Annotated in this window: 13 protein-coding genes; 6 read left to right on the plus strand and 7 right to left on the minus strand. The window is 74.2% G+C overall.

Features of this window, described 5'->3' with window-relative positions:
* Nucleotides 1-54 precede the first annotated feature (54 nt).
* Nucleotides 55-1,071: an aspartate-semialdehyde dehydrogenase gene (locus ACGF3H_RS04055; RefSeq protein ID WP_362492154.1), complete on the plus strand. Its 1,017-nt coding sequence runs from the start codon at nt 55-57 to the stop codon at nt 1,069-1,071.
* Here the strand turns inward: ACGF3H_RS04055 and ACGF3H_RS04060 are convergent.
* Nucleotides 1,068-1,544: a DUF1203 domain-containing protein gene (locus ACGF3H_RS04060; protein ID WP_362492152.1), complete on the minus strand. Its 477-nt coding sequence runs from the start codon at nt 1,542-1,544 to the stop codon at nt 1,068-1,070. The two genes, ACGF3H_RS04055 and ACGF3H_RS04060, sit on opposite strands and share 4 nt — an antisense overlap.
* Before the next feature lie 112 nt (nt 1,545-1,656).
* On the opposite strand from ACGF3H_RS04060, the gene pepN reads away from it, so the two are divergent.
* Nucleotides 1,657-4,230, plus strand: coding sequence for an aminopeptidase N (pepN, locus tag ACGF3H_RS04065; RefSeq protein ID WP_362492150.1), 2,574 nt, complete (start codon nt 1,657-1,659; stop codon nt 4,228-4,230).
* Between the two features lie 51 nt (nt 4,231-4,281).
* On the opposite strand, the gene ACGF3H_RS04070 is transcribed toward pepN, so the two are convergent.
* The 3 genes from ACGF3H_RS04070 to ACGF3H_RS04080 are packed head-to-tail and all read right to left on the minus strand — an operon-like array spanning nt 4,282 to nt 7,179.
* Nucleotides 4,282-5,184: a LysR family transcriptional regulator gene (locus ACGF3H_RS04070; protein ID WP_362492147.1), complete on the minus strand. Its 903-nt coding sequence runs from the start codon at nt 5,182-5,184 to the stop codon at nt 4,282-4,284.
* A 9-nt stretch (nt 5,185-5,193) separates the two neighbouring features.
* Nucleotides 5,194-6,135 (minus strand): DMT family transporter, encoded by a 942-nt coding sequence (locus ACGF3H_RS04075; RefSeq protein ID WP_362492144.1) that lies wholly within the window; start codon nt 6,133-6,135, stop codon nt 5,194-5,196.
* Between the two features lie 33 nt (nt 6,136-6,168).
* Nucleotides 6,169-7,179 (minus strand): EamA family transporter, encoded by a 1,011-nt coding sequence (locus ACGF3H_RS04080; RefSeq protein WP_362492141.1) that lies wholly within the window; start codon nt 7,177-7,179, stop codon nt 6,169-6,171.
* Between the two features lie 113 nt (nt 7,180-7,292).
* Between ACGF3H_RS04080 and ACGF3H_RS04085 the strand changes: the two genes are divergently transcribed.
* A complete protein-coding gene (locus ACGF3H_RS04085) occupies nt 7,293-7,814 on the plus strand; it encodes a MarR family transcriptional regulator (RefSeq protein WP_362492138.1) in 522 nt (173 codons plus the stop codon).
* 109 nt (nt 7,815-7,923) lie between these two features.
* Here the strand turns inward: ACGF3H_RS04085 and ACGF3H_RS04090 are convergent, their stop codons facing one another.
* The 3 genes from ACGF3H_RS04090 to ACGF3H_RS04100 all read right to left on the minus strand — a co-directional run bounded on the left by ACGF3H_RS04090 (nt 7,924) and on the right by ACGF3H_RS04100 (nt 10,675).
* Nucleotides 7,924-8,199 (minus strand): hypothetical protein, encoded by a 276-nt coding sequence (locus ACGF3H_RS04090; protein WP_362492135.1) that lies wholly within the window; start codon nt 8,197-8,199, stop codon nt 7,924-7,926.
* Nucleotides 8,200-8,269: 70 nt separating this feature from the next.
* The gene (malQ, locus tag ACGF3H_RS04095; protein WP_362492132.1) at nt 8,270-10,360 is read right to left on the minus strand and encodes a 4-alpha-glucanotransferase; all 2,091 of its coding nucleotides are present in this window, start codon (nt 10,358-10,360) and stop codon (nt 8,270-8,272) included.
* Nucleotides 10,361-10,675, minus strand: a complete 315-nt coding sequence (locus tag ACGF3H_RS04100) for a hypothetical protein (RefSeq protein WP_362492130.1) — start codon at nt 10,673-10,675, stop codon at nt 10,361-10,363. It abuts the gene before it with no gap.
* 244 nt (nt 10,676-10,919) lie between these two features.
* Between ACGF3H_RS04100 and ACGF3H_RS04105 the strand changes: the two genes are divergently transcribed.
* From ACGF3H_RS04105 to ACGF3H_RS04115, 3 genes are read left to right on the plus strand one after another with little or no spacing between them, the layout of a single operon-like run.
* Nucleotides 10,920-11,453, plus strand: a complete 534-nt coding sequence (locus ACGF3H_RS04105) for a PadR family transcriptional regulator (RefSeq protein ID WP_362492128.1) — start codon at nt 10,920-10,922, stop codon at nt 11,451-11,453.
* Nucleotides 11,450-12,142 (plus strand): ATP-binding cassette domain-containing protein, encoded by a 693-nt coding sequence (locus tag ACGF3H_RS04110; RefSeq protein ID WP_362492125.1) that lies wholly within the window; start codon nt 11,450-11,452, stop codon nt 12,140-12,142. The genes ACGF3H_RS04105 and ACGF3H_RS04110 overlap by 4 nt, the downstream gene beginning before the upstream one ends.
* Nucleotides 12,139-13,509 (plus strand): FtsX-like permease family protein, encoded by a 1,371-nt coding sequence (locus ACGF3H_RS04115; protein WP_362492122.1) that lies wholly within the window; start codon nt 12,139-12,141, stop codon nt 13,507-13,509. Before ACGF3H_RS04110 ends, ACGF3H_RS04115 begins: the two co-directional genes overlap by 4 nt.
* Nucleotides 13,510-13,555: the final 46 nt, after the last annotated feature.

Below are 13,555 nucleotides of genomic sequence, written 5' to 3' on the forward strand. Positions count from 1 at the left end.
GGAAGGGCCCCGCCCGCCCGGCCGGGTGCACGCACGTCACCAGAAGGAGTCACCGTGAGGGTCGGAATCGTCGGAGCCACCGGTCAGGTCGGCACGGTCATGCGCAGGATCCTCACGGAGCGCGACTTCCCGGTCACCGAGCTGCGCCTGTTCGCCTCGGCCCGTTCGGCCGGCAAGGAGCTGGACGGTGTGACGGTGGAGGACGCGGCCACCGCCGACTACTCCGGGCTGGACATCGTGCTGTTCTCCGCGGGCGGCGCCACCTCCAAGGCGCTGGCCGAGAAGGTCGCCGCCCAGGGCCCGGTCGTGATCGACAACTCCTCCGCCTGGCGCCGCGACCCCGAGGTCCCCCTCGTGGTCTCCGAGGTGAACCCGCACGCGATCGCCGACCGCCCCAAGGGCATCATCGCCAACCCGAACTGCACCACGATGGCCGCGATGCCCGTGCTGCGTCCGCTGCACGCCGAGGCGGGCCTCGAGGCGCTGGTCGTCGCCACCTACCAGGCGGTGTCCGGTTCCGGCCTGGCCGGCGTGGACGAGCTGTTCGAGCAGGTCAAGAAGGTCGGCGAGGACGCCCCGAAGCTCACCCACGACGGATCGGCGGCCGAGTTCCCGAAGCCGGAGAAGTACGTGGCGCCGATCGCGTACAACGTGCTGCCGCTGGCCGGCTCGATCGTCGACGACGGTCTGCACGAGACGGACGAGGAGCAGAAGCTCCGCAACGAGTCCCGCAAGATCCTGGAGATCCCGGAGCTGAAGGTCTCCGGCACCTGCGTGCGCGTGCCCGTCTTCAGCGGCCACTCCCTCCAGATCAACGCCCGCTTCGCCCGCCCGATCAGCGTCGAGCGCGCCAAGGAGCTGCTGGCCGGTGCCCCCGGCGTGGCGCTGACCGAGGTGCCGACCCCGCTCCAGGCCGCCGGCCAGGACCCGTCGTACGTGGGCCGCATCCGCCAGGACGAGACCGTCGAGAACGGCCTCGCCCTGTTCGTCTCCAACGACAACCTGCGCAAGGGCGCCGCCCTGAACGCGGTGCAGATCGCGGAGCTGGTCGCGGCGGAGCTGAAGGGCTAGCCCCGCCCGACCTCGTAGAGGAAGCAGCCGTACTCGACGGCCCGGACGTGGACGAACGCCACGGCCGGGTCGTCGAACGCTTCCCGGAGGGCGGGTCCGAAGGCGCCGGGCTCCTCGACCAGCCGCCCGCCCAGGATGTTCCCCTCGGCGGAGTAGCGGCGCAGGGTGCGGTGCGAGTCGGTGAAGGGGAGGCCGTCCGTCTCCGGTCCCGCGCACTCCTCGGCGTGGACGAAGACCGGCCCCTGCTCGTCGTACGGGCCCGGGTCGGCGCCCGTCGCCGCCGCCCAGCGGCGCAGCGGGGCGTAGGACACCAGAGTGATCGTCTCGCCGGGGCGGCTGTGGCGCAGGCAGCAGCGCAGGGGCGTGTGGCCCTCGTGGTCGGTCACGGGGACGGGGACGCGGCCCGCGTCGTCGGCGGCGCGTAGTTCCTTCAGGACGTCCGGTGCGATGGGACGCGCGGTGTGGCTGCTCATGGCACCAGGCTCGCGCGCGGGCGGCCCGCCGACCGGCGGGAAACGGACATCGCGTTCCGTGCGGGTCACGTGGAAGGATGGCGCAACCCACACATAACGAGGAGATGACCGCGTGCCTGGCACAAACCTGACTCGCGAAGAGGCGCAGCAGCGGGCGAAGCTGCTGACCGTTGACTCGTACGAGATCGATCTCGATCTCACCGGCGCGCAGGAGGGCGGCACCTACCGGTCCGTGACCACGGTGCGCTTCGACGTCGCGGAGACCGGCGCCGAGTCCTTCATCGACCTGGTCGCGCCGGCCGTCCACGAGGTGACCCTCAACGGCGACGCGCTCGACCCGGACGAGGTGTTCCAGGACTCCCGCATCGCCCTGCCGGGCCTGCTGGAGGGCCGCAACGTCCTCCGCGTGGTCGCCGACTGCGCGTACACCAACACCGGCGAGGGCCTCCACCGGTTCGTCGACCCGGTGGACGACCAGGCGTACCTCTACACGCAGTTCGAGGTGCCGGACGCGCGCCGCGTCTTCGCGAGCTTCGAGCAGCCGGACCTGAAGGCGACGTTCCAGTTCACCGTGAAGGCGCCCGAGGGCTGGTCGGTCATCTCCAACTCGCCCACGCCCGAGCCGAAGGACGACGTCTGGGAGTTCGAGCCGACCCCGCGCATCTCGTCGTACGTCACGGCGCTGATCGTCGGCCCGTACCACTCGGTGCACAGCGTGTACGAGAAGGACGGCCAGTCCGTGCCGCTCGGCATCTACTGCCGGCCCTCGCTGGCCGAGCACCTCGACGCGGACGCCATCTTCGAGGTGACCCGGCAGGGCTTCGACTGGTTCCAGGAGAAGTTCGACTACCAGTATCCGTTCAAGAAGTACGACCAGCTCTTCGTGCCCGAGTTCAACGCGGGCGCGATGGAGAACGCGGGCGCGGTGACCATCCGCGACCAGTACGTGTTCCGTTCGAAGGTGACGGACGCCGCGTACGAGGTGCGGGCCGCGACGATCCTGCACGAGCTGGCGCACATGTGGTTCGGCGACCTGGTCACCATGGAGTGGTGGAACGACCTGTGGCTGAACGAGTCGTTCGCCACCTACGCCGAGGCCGCCTGCCAGGCCGCCGCGCCGGGCTCGAAGTGGCCGCACTCGTGGACGACGTTCGCGAACCAGATGAAGACCTGGGCGTACCGGCAGGACCAGCTGCCGTCCACGCACCCGATCATGGCGGACATCAGCGACCTGGACGACGTGCTCGTCAACTTCGACGGCATCACGTACGCCAAGGGCGCGAGCGTGCTCAAGCAGCTCGTCGCGTACGTCGGTGAAGAGGCGTTCTTCAAGGGCGTGCAGGCGTACTTCAAGCGGCACGCGTTCGGCAACACCCGCCTGTCCGACCTGCTGGGCGCGCTGGAGGAGACCTCCGGCCGCGACCTGAAGACCTGGTCGAAGGCGTGGCTGGAGACGGCCGGCATCAACGTGCTGCGCCCGGAGATCGAGACGGACGCCGAGGGTGTCGTCACCTCCTTCGCGATCCGCCAGGAGGCCCCGGCGCTGCCGGCCGGAGCGAAGGGCGAGCCGACCCTGCGCCCGCACCGCATCGCGATCGGCGCCTACGACCTCGACGCGAGCGGCAAGCTGGTGCGGGGCGACCGGGTCGAGCTGGACGTGGACGGCGAGCTGACGGCCGTGCCGCAGCTCGTCGGCAAGCGCCGCCCGGCGGTGGTGCTGCTCAACGACGACGACCTGTCGTACGCCAAGGTCCGCCTGGACGAGCAGTCCCTCGCGGTGGTCACCGAGCACCTCGGCGACTTCACCGAGTCGCTGCCGCGCGCCCTGTGCTGGGCGTCGGCGTGGGACATGACCCGGGACGCGGAACTCGCCACCCGCGACTACCTGTCGCTGGTGCTGTCGGGCATCGGCAAGGAGTCCGACATCGGCGTCGTGCAGTCGCTGCACCGCCAGGTGAAGCTGGCCATCGACCAGTACGCCGCCCCCACCGCCCGCGAGACGCTGCTCACCCGCTGGACCGAGGCCACGCTGGCCCACCTGCGGGCCGCCGAGGCGGGCAGCGACCACCAGCTGGCCTGGGCGCGGGCGTTCGCGGCGACGGCCAGGACGCCGGAGCAGCTGGACCTGCTCGACGCGCTGCTCGACGGCAGGCAGACGATCGAGGGCCTGGCCGTCGACACCGAGCTGCGCTGGGCGTTCGTGCAGCGGCTCGCGGCCGTGGGCCGGTTCGGAGGGTCGGAGATCGCGGCCGAGTACGAGCGGGACAGGACCGCCGCCGGTGAGCGCCACGCCGCCACCGCGCGGGCCGCCCGCCCGACCGAGGCGGCCAAGGCGGAGGCCTGGGAGTCGGTCGTGGAGTCCGACAAGCTGCCGAACGCCGTGCAGGAGGCGGTCATCGCCGGCTTCGTCCAGACCGACCAGCGCGAGCTGCTGGCGCCGTACACGGAGCGGTACTTCGAGGCGCTGAAGGGCGTCTGGGAGTCCCGTTCGCACGAGATGGCCCAGCAGATCGCGATCGGCCTGTACCCGGCGGTGCAGGTGACCCAGGAGACCCTGGACCGCACGGACGCCTGGCTGGCCTCCGCGGGGCCCAACGCGGCCCTGCGCCGGCTGGTCTCGGAGTCCCGCTCGGGCGTGGAACGCGCCCTGAAGGCCCAGGCGGCGGACGCCGCCGCGGCCGAGTAGGCAGGACATGCACAGGGGGCGTCCGGTGCCGCACCGGGCGCCCCGGCGTGTTCAGACCCGCGCGTCCGCCGCCGTGCGCAGGGCCCCGAGGACGGTGCCGACGGCCGCGCCCTCCCCCGCGCCCCTGCGCACCGCCGCCACCACGTGCCGGACCGGGCGGTCCGCGCGCAGGTCGCGCATCACCACCCCGTCCCGCGGTCCGGCCGCCATCCGCGGCACCAGGGCCACGCCCATGCCCGCCTCGACCATCGCGAGGATCGCCGTCCAGCCCGCCGCCGTGTGGGCCTGGTACGGACGGAAGCCGGCCGTCTCGCAGGCCGTCCGGGTGATGTCGGACCAGGGCCCGCTGCCGCCGAAGATCCACGGCTCGGCGGCGAGGTCGGCCAGCCGCAGCCCGGCCGCGGTCGCGAGCGGGTGGTCGCGGGGCAGGGCGACGTCCAGCGGGTCGGCGAGCAGCGGCACGCTGGTGAAGCGGGGGTCGCCGGCGGTGGGCGCCTGGGCCGCCAGGGACAGGGCGAGGTCGACGTCCTGGGCGGCCAGCAGCTCGTACGCCTCCTGCGCCTCCGCCTCCCGCACCCGCACCGTGATGCCGGGGTGCGTCGCCCGCAGCGCGGTGACGGCCGGTACGACGAGGGCGGGCACGGCGGTGGAGAAGGCACCGACCCGCACCTCCCCGGCATCCCCGTGCAGAAAGGCCGTCAGGTCGGCGTCGGCACGCTCCAGTTGCTCGAACACCGCCTCGGCGTGCCCGAGCACGAGCCGGGCCGCGTCCGTCAGCCGGACCCGCCTGCCGTGCGCCCGGAGCAGCTCCACGCCGAGCTGCCGGGAGAGGTTGGTCAGCTGCTGGGACACGGCCGACGGCGTCATGTGCAGCGCCTCGGCCGTCGCGGTCACCGTGCCCCTCTCCCGCAGCGTCCGCAGGATCTGCAGCTTGCGGAGGTCCCATTCGGCCATGGCGGCAACCTACCGGCGCGCCCCCGCGCCGAGGACGACGCCTCCCAGGATCAGCGCCATGCACCCGGCCTGCGCCCAGCCGGTCGGTTCGGCCAGCAGCACCCAGGACAGCAGGGCGACGCACACCGGCTGGAGGTAGTAGACGACGCCCGCGCGGGAGGGGCCGATGAGGGAGATCGCCTTGTTCCAGGCGAAGAAGGCCACGGCCGACGAGGCGACGCCGACGTAGAGGAGGGGCAGGACGGTGCCGGCCGTCGGGGTGAAACCGCCCTGGACGGCGAGGCTGACGCCCTGCGCGGGCAGCAGCATGAGCGTGCCGAACAGGAAGGTGGTGAAGAGGAACGCGGTGCCGTCGAGACCGGCGGGCCGGCGGCGCAGCAGCGCGCTGTACGACCCGAAGCAGCAGGCGGCGGCGATCATCCACAGGTCGCCGGCCGAGAAGGACGCCCCGCCGCCGACGAGCCGCAGCACGCCCGCGCACGCGACGAGCAGTCCGGCGATGCGGCGGGCGCCGAGCCGGACGCCGCCGGCCCGCTCGTGGACCGCCATCAGCACGGGGGACGCGGCCATGATCATGCCCATGTTGGCTGCGGGGGTGGTGACGCCGGCCTGGTTGACGAGCGTGTTGTAGACGGTGACGCCGAGCAGCGAGGCGAGGACCGTGAAGCCGAGGTGGCGGCGGATCAGCTCGCGCTGCCGCCAGGCCCGCCGGGCGCCGAAGGGGGCGACGACGGCGAGGGCCACCACCCAGCGCCAGAAGGCGTGCTGGACGGGCGGGACGCTGTCGCCGAGGGCGCGGGAGGTGACGAAGCTGCCGGACCAGACGAGGGTCGCGAGGACGGCGAGCGCGAGGCCGAGGGCGGCGGGAGTCGTCGTCCTCGGCCGGCCGGAGGTGGTGTCGGCAGCGGTTTCGGCGGGGTGGGCGATAGGGCGGCGGTCGGCGACGGCCACGAAGGTCCTTTCCGGGTCGGGAGCCTGGTGCCGCTACCGTCGCAGGGCCGGACCCGTCAGGTCCATCGAATCTTCTCGACCGTTCCTTGAAGGAGAACTGAAAGGTCTGACCTGTTCGGCCCGCCCGGCCTGCGTGCTCTGCCGGTCCGGCTGAGCCTGCCGGGTCTGCGGGGTCTGTCGGGTCCGCCTGCCCGACGTGAGCTGGCCCGCGACGGTCGCGCCGAACGCCAGTGCCATGCCCACCGTCTGCAGCAGCGTCAGGGCCTGTCCCAGCACCGCCCAGCCGACCACGGCGGCGGTCAGCGGGGAGAGCGGGCCGAGGAAGGTGACCTGGGTGGCGGAGAGCCGGCCGATGCCGCGGAACCACAGCCAGTACGCCACCGCCGTGTTCGCCAGCGCGAGGTAGAGGTAGCCGCCGACCGCCGGGCCGTCCAGTGCGGGCGGCGCCCCCTCGACCAGGAGGGCGAGCGGCGCGATGAGCAGGCCGCCCGCGGTCAGCTGCCAGCCGGTGAGGGCGAGCGGGCCGACGCCGTCGGGGCGCCCCCACCGCTTGGTGAGGACGGTGCCGGTGGACATCGACGCGGTGGAGGCGAGGGCCGCCAGCACGCCGAGCGGGTCCAGGGCCCCCGCCGCCTTCAGCACGACCAGGCTGACGCCGGACGCGGCGACGAGGCCGGTGAGCACCGCCCGGGCCGTCGGCCGTTGGCCCAGCATCAGCGCCGAGAGCCCGACGACGAAGAGCGGGCCGACCGAGCCGACGGCGGCGGCCATGCCACCCGGCAGACGGTAGGCGGACAGGAACAGCAGCGGGAAGAAGGCCCCGATGTTCAGCGCGCCCAGCACCGCCGCCTTCACCCACCAGACGCCGCGCGGCAGCACCCGGGCCAGGGCGAGCAGCAGCAGACCGGCGGGCAGGGCGCGCATCAGCCCCGTGAACAGGGGGCGGTCGGGCGGCAGGAACTCGGTGGTGACGGCGTAGGTGGTGCCCCAGGAGACGGGGGCGAGGGCGGTGAGCGCGATGAGGGCGGGGCGACCGGTGGCCATGGAGGCACCCTTCGTAGCGACGAAGTAGCTCAGTTGAATGTAGCTTAGCGCTAAGCAAGTTTCCGTCAAGCCACTTTCTTGCGGGCGACCGGACGGCCGCCGATACTCGTGCCATGACTGAGAGCCCCCGGACCCGGCCCCCACGGCACGAGGACCCCGTCGACGCGATCATCGACCAGTGGGCCGCGGTGCGGCCGGACCTGGACACGGCCGCCATGGAGGTGTTCGGCCGCGTCTTCCGGCTCTCGCGCGCGATGGGCGACCGGATGGAGAAGGCGTACACGCCCTACGGGATCTCCCGGGGCGAGTTCGACGTGCTGGCCACGCTGCGCCGCTCCGGTGAGCCCTACGCCCTCTCCCCCCGGCAGCTGTCGGCCACGCTGATGCTCACCACCGGCGGCATGACCGGCCGCCTCGACAAGCTCGAGCGGGCCGGGCTGCTGCGCCGCTCCCCCGACCCGCACGACCGCCGGGGCCTGCGGGTCACGCTCACCGAGAAGGGGCTGGAGCTGATCGACGAGGCGGTCGGCGCCGGTCTCGCCGTCCAGAGCGAGGCGCTGTCCGCTCTCGGTGCCGACCGCGCCGGCCTCCTGGCCGACCTGCTGCGCGAACTCCTCGCCGGCACCGAGAAGTAGCGGGCGGAACCCCGCCGGAAACGCCGCGAGGGCGCCGGTCCCGCGTACGTACGGCTGATGCGCGTGCGTACGGCGGGGCCGGCGCCCTCCGTCGAGCGGTGGTGGGCCGTCAGGCCTTGGCGTTGGCCCTCGTCTTGACGTTGCGGCTGGTCACGCGGTGCTTCTCCTGGGACCTGTCCAGGACCATGACCAGACCCGCGATGACCACGAACAGGCCGAGCGGGAGCAGGACGTAGAGGCCCAGCGTCTCGATGACGCTCAGGCCCGTGCCGGGGTCGTCGCCGTCGTCGCGGGTCAGCGCGAGCGCGGGGGACGACATGAGCAGCATCATCAGCGTCGTACCGGCTGCCAGGGCGCCGGCGCGCAGGGCGTTCTTCTTGTCCACGGTGCAAAGTTAGCGAACGGCCGAACGGGGCGCGCGCCCGGGGTGCCGTACGGGGCCCCCGGCGTCCCGTTCAGCGCGCGGAGCGGGCCCGCATCACCTCGATCAGGGCGTGCAGGCGCGGCGATGCCGCCAGTTCCTCCAGGGTCACCGGCCGGCCCTCGGCGTCGGCGACGGGCAGCCGCCAGTTGGGGTACTGGTCCCAGGTGCCGGGGAGGTTCTGCGGGCGGCGGTCGCCGACGGTGTCGGGCAGCCAGAGGCCGACCATGCGGGCCGGGGTGCGCAGCAGGAAGCGGTGGACGGCCTGGATCTCGGCCTCCTCCGAGGAGGTGTCGGTGCCGCCGCCGGCGCCGGGCAGCAGATCGAGGCGGGCGAGCAGGCCGAGCCACTCCGCGGTGTCCGCCGCCGCCTCGGCCCGCTCCTGCTCCAGCGGGCGGGTGAGCAGGCCGAGGCGGTCGCGGAGTTCGACGTGGTCGCCGGTGAGCCGGGCGGCGGTGGACGGCAGGTCGTGGGTGGTGGCGGTGGCCAGGCAGTCGGCCCGCCACTGTTCGGGGGGCAGGGGCCGGCCGTCGCCCGCCCAGTCCCGCTCGAACCAGAGCACCGACGTGCCGAGCACGCCGTGTTCGCGCAGGGTCTCGCGCACGCCCGGTTCCACGGTGCCGAGGTCCTCGCCGATGACGACGGCACCGGCCCGCGTGGCCTCCAGGACGAGGACGGCGAGCATGGCCTCGGCGTCGTAGCGGACGTAGGTGCCCTCGGTGGGCGGGTGGCCCTCGGGGACCCACCAGAGCCGGAACAGCCCCATGACGTGGTCGATGCGCAGGGCACCCGCGTACCGGAACAGGCCGCGCAGCAGGCGCCGGAAGGGCGCGTACCCGGAGTCGGCGAGGCGGTCGGGGCGCCACGGCGGCAGGCCCCAGTCCTGGCCGCGGGCGTTGAAGGCGTCGGGCGGTGCGCCGACCGACATGCCGGCGGCGAAGTGGTCCTGCTGGGCCCAGGCGTCGGCGCCCTGCGGGTGCACGCCCACCGCGAGGTCGTGCACGATGCCGATGGGCATGCCGGCCGCGCGGGCGGCGTCCTGGGCGGCGGTGAGCTGGGTGTCGGTGAGCCAGGCGAGACGGGAGTGGAAGTCGACGCGGTCCCTCAGCTCGCCGCGGGCGCGGGCGGTCTCGGCCGAGCGGGGGTCCCGCAGCCCCTCGGGCCAGCGGCGCCAGTCGGAGCCGTGCACCTCGGCGAGCGCGCACCAGGTGGCGTGGTCCTCCAGGGCCGTGCCCTGTTCGGCGAGGTAGTCGCGGTAGGCGGCGCGGCGGCCGGGTCCGAGGGGGACCTCGCGGAGCAGTTCGAGGGCGTCGCGCTTGAGCTCCCACACGGCGTCCCGGTCGATGAGGGCGCCCTTCTCCAGGACGGCGTCCCGCAGCCGCCCGGCCCGCTCCTGGAGGACGCGCACGCGGTCGGGACCGGGGACGTACGCGAACTCGGGCACGGCCTCGACCCGCAGGTGGACGGGGTCCGGGAAGCGCCGGGAGGAGGGCCGGTAGGGCGAGGGGTCGGTGGGGGCGCCGGGCACGGCCGCGTGCAGCGGGTTGACCTGGACGAATCCGGCGCCGAGGGCGCGTCCGGCCCAGGCCGCCAGTTCCCCGAGGTCACCGAGGTCGCCCATGCCCCAGGAGCGGCGGGACAGGAGGGAGTAGAGCTGGACGAGGAGCCCGTAGGAGCGTCCGGCCGGGGCGGGCAGCCGGTCGGGGGCGACGATCAGGTGGGCCCGGGCGGTACGGCCGTCGGGAGCGGTGGCGGTCAGCCGGTGGTACCCGGCGGGCAGCTGCCCGGCGTCGGCGCGGATCTCGCCCTGCTCGGTCTCGACACGCAGGGCGGTGCCCTCGGGCAGCGCGGTGAGCGCGGCGGGGGTGCCTCCGCCGGTGCGGGCGACCACGGTGGGCGGCAGCAGGCGCTCGCGCAGTTCCTCCTCGCGGGCGGCGAGGGCGGCGCGCACCGCTCCGGGGCCGCCGGTGTCGACGCCTAGGGCGGACAGGGCGAGGGTGACAGCGGTGACCGAGGCCGCGACGGTGCGGTCCGGGGACGGGCTGTAGGAGGTGGCGACGCCGTGCAGGGCGGCGAGCCGGGACAGGTCCTCGCTGGGCGGCTCGGCCGGCCGGGCAGCTGCCATCTACGGCCTCTGCGACCGGGTGGATTCCGGTACGGCGAAGGAGGGGCCGCCGTGCTCCGGCACATCGGCCGTGAGCTCGGGGGAGGACTCGCTGGTCAGCGGTACGGCGTCGGCGAACGGCGACTCGCTGGTGAGGGGCTCGGCGTCGGGCAGCGGCGGCTCGCTGGTGAGCGGGGTCTCGGCGCAGCTGCCGGTGGCGCCGAAGACGCAGTAGTGCGGGGTGCCGGAGTCGGCGGAGGGCTCCGCCCAGGGTGTGGACGGCTCCGCCACGGGTTTGGAAGGGGCCGGGAGCAGCAGGGGCGCCAATGCAGCCACGGAGATCTCCTTTGTGTCGAGCACGCTTCTGACGGGTTACGGCAGCCCTACCCAGTCGGCGCGCGGACAGACACCCCGGGCCGGACAACGTGTCCCTGGTCACATTCTGCCCCGGCTATAAGGTCAGGAACCGGGCGAATTCACTCTGCGCCCGTCACGCGTTCGAGCTTGAGCCGGATCGCGGCCCGATTGCCACCCCTCTCGCTATTCACTCAGTACATGTATCTGGTGAATACTGATCTCCATGAGCACCCGTCACCTCCTGCTGGGCCTGCTCGCCTCGGGCCCGAGCCATGGCTACGACCTGAAGCGGCGCCACGACGAACGCTTGCCGCAAGCCCGTCCGCTGGCCTACGGGCAGGTCTACACGACGCTGCAGCGCCTGGTCCGGGACGGCCTCGCGGAGGTCGACGGCACCGCGTCGGACGGCGGACCGGAACGGACGGCGTACCGGGTGACGGACGAGGGCGCGCGGGAACTGACGCGCTGGGCGGCGGAGATCGCGCCGCCGGCCCCCTTCGTCACGAACGAGATCTTCGTCAAGCTTCTCGTCTCGATCCTCACCGGCGCCGACGCGGACGCCTACCTGCTGGCCCAGCGCGCCGCCCACATGCGGCGGATGCGGGAGCTCACGGCGGTCAAGACCGCTCCGGGCGCGGACCTGACGACCGTGCTCTCGGCCGACTACGCCCTCAACCACCTCGATGCCGACCTCCGTTGGATGACCACGACGGCGGCCCGGCTCACCACCCTGACCGCGGAGGTTCGCGCGACATGACGTACGGGGAGACGGGGCCGCTGCTGGCGGCCACCGGTCTGGTCAAGGCACACGGCAGGACGCGGGCCCTGCGCGGCGCCGGTGTCGAACTGCGGGCCGGTGAGATCCTCGCCGTCACCGGGGCCAGCGGCAGCGGGAAGTCGACGCTGCTGCACTGCCTGGCCGGAATCGTCCGGCCGGACGCCGGCTCGGTCACGTACGACGGGCAGCGGCTGGAGCGGCTGCCGGAGAAGCGGCTGAGCGAGCTGCGGCGCACCGACTTCGGCGTGGTCTTCCAGTTCGGTCAGCTGATCCCCGAGCTGACGGCCCTGGACAACGTGGCACTGCCCCTGATGCTGGCGGGCACCGGACGCGCCGAGGCGCGGGCGCGGGCCGGCGAGTGGCTGGAGCGGTTCGGGGCGGCCGGGCAGGGGGAGCTGCGGCCGGGCGAGCTGAGTGGCGGCCAGGCCCAGCGTGCGGCACTGGCGCGCGCGCTGGTCACCGGGCCGAGGGTGGTCTTCGCGGACGAGCCGACCGGGGCGCTGGACTCACTGGCGAGCGAGCAGCTGATGGCGGCACTGACGCACGCGGCCCGGGCAGCGGGCACGGCCGTGCTGCTCGTCACGCACGACGCGCAGGTGGCGGCGTACGCCGACCGCGAGGTCCAGGTGCGGGACGGTGCCGTGGCGGCGCTGGGGGTGACGGCGTGAGCGCGGTCGGTTCCCCGCTGTTCTCCGATGTCCGGCTGGCCCGGCAGCTGCTGCGCGGCTCCGACCGCCGGGAGTGGTGGCGGATCACGCTCACGGGGGCGGGGGCGGCACTCGCGACAGGCTTCGCGCTCGCGGCCGTCGCCCTGGCGTCCGTCGACGGCGTCCACACCGTGTCCGCCCTCCACGGCCTGCTGAGCGACCCCGGCACCCGTTCCGGGGTGATCGCCGGCCTGCTGCTGTTGCTGGTGCCCGTGCTGGCCTTCCTCGGGCAGTGCACCCGGATCGGCGCCGTCCACCGCGACCGGCGCCTGGCCGGGCTGCGGCTGGCCGGGGCGACGCCGTGGCAGGTGCGGCGGATCGCGGCCCTGGAGACCGGGCTGGCCTGTCTGGTGGGCTCGGCGGTCGCGACCACCGGCTCGGTGCTCGCGCTGCTGCGGCTGTGGAGCGGGCCGAACGCGGTGACCTGGGCGGGTGTCGCGCTGGTCGCCGTCGGCGTGCCGGTGCTCGGCGCGGCGGCGGGCGCGCTGGCGCTGCGCCGGGTGGTGGCGTCGCCGCTGGGCCGGGTCCGCCGGGTGCGGCCGGTCACGGGGCGGGGACCGGGGCTGCTGTTCCTGGCCGCTCTGGCTCTGCTGGCCGCCGTGGCGCCGTTCGCCATGGACACCGGCCGCCGCGGCTCCGGCAACCGGCTGCACTGGGAGACGCCGCTGACGGTGTTCTGCCTCGTCCTCGCGCTCGGCGCGGGTGCCGTGTGGCTGGCGGGGGCGGCGTCTCGGCGCATCGGGCGGCTGATCGCCGGGCGGGCCCGGAGCGCGGCGCCGCTGATCGCCGCGGAGCGGCTGCGCGACGACCCGTGGGCGCCGGCCCGCACGCACGCGGCCCTCCTGGTGGTGACGGTCGCCGCGACGGCCTTCCTGTGCATCCGGCACGCGTTCCTCACCGAGCTGCGGTCCGACAGGCCGTGGGCGGCCGACACGGCGTACTACACCACCGGCCTGGACCTGACCGGCGCCGCGCTCCTCGTCGCCCTCGCGATCGCCCTGTCCGGCCTCGCCGTGGGCACCGCGGAGTCCGTGGCCACCCGGCGCCGGACGCTGGCCGCCCAGGCGGCCGCCGGCGTCCCGCGCGCGGTCCTCGGCCGTGCCCTCCTCCTGGAGACCGCCCTCCCCCTCGCACCCGCCCTGCTGCTGGCCTGCGCCGGGGGCATGGCGGTCGGCACCTGGTACGCGGCGCTGACCGGAGCCGGCTCGGTGCCGTGGACGGCCCTGCTGGCCGCCCCCGCGGTGTACGCGGCGTGCCTGCTCGCCGCGGCGACGGCCCTGCCCCTGCTGGGCCGCTCGGTGAGTCCCGGAGAGCTGCGGTACGCGTGACGCCCTGACGGCCGGGGGCGCGGGAGACTTTCCGCCGAGTGGCCGA

Origin of the sequence: Streptomyces sp. NPDC048185, from assembly GCF_043202495.1 — a bacterium.
Classification (GTDB): Bacteria; Actinomycetota; Actinomycetes; order Streptomycetales; family Streptomycetaceae; genus Streptomyces.

Excerpts from the sequence above, each read along its gene's own strand:
- ACGF3H_RS04105 (WP_362492128.1), top strand. The coding sequence starts at position 10,920 with ATGAGCACCCGTCACCTCCTGCTGGGCCTGCTCGCCTCGGGCCCGAGC.
- ACGF3H_RS04080 (WP_362492141.1), bottom strand. The coding sequence starts at position 7,179 with ATGGCCACCGGTCGCCCCGCCCTCATCGCGCTCACCGCCCTCGCCCCC.
- ACGF3H_RS04085 (WP_362492138.1), top strand. The coding sequence starts at position 7,293 with ATGACTGAGAGCCCCCGGACCCGGCCCCCACGGCACGAGGACCCCGTC.
- ACGF3H_RS04060 (WP_362492152.1), bottom strand. The coding sequence starts at position 1,544 with ATGAGCAGCCACACCGCGCGTCCCATCGCACCGGACGTCCTGAAGGAA.
- ACGF3H_RS04070 (WP_362492147.1), bottom strand. The coding sequence starts at position 5,184 with ATGGCCGAATGGGACCTCCGCAAGCTGCAGATCCTGCGGACGCTGCGG.
- ACGF3H_RS04110 (WP_362492125.1), top strand. The coding sequence starts at position 11,450 with ATGACGTACGGGGAGACGGGGCCGCTGCTGGCGGCCACCGGTCTGGTC.
- malQ (WP_362492132.1), bottom strand. The coding sequence starts at position 10,360 with ATGGCAGCTGCCCGGCCGGCCGAGCCGCCCAGCGAGGACCTGTCCCGG.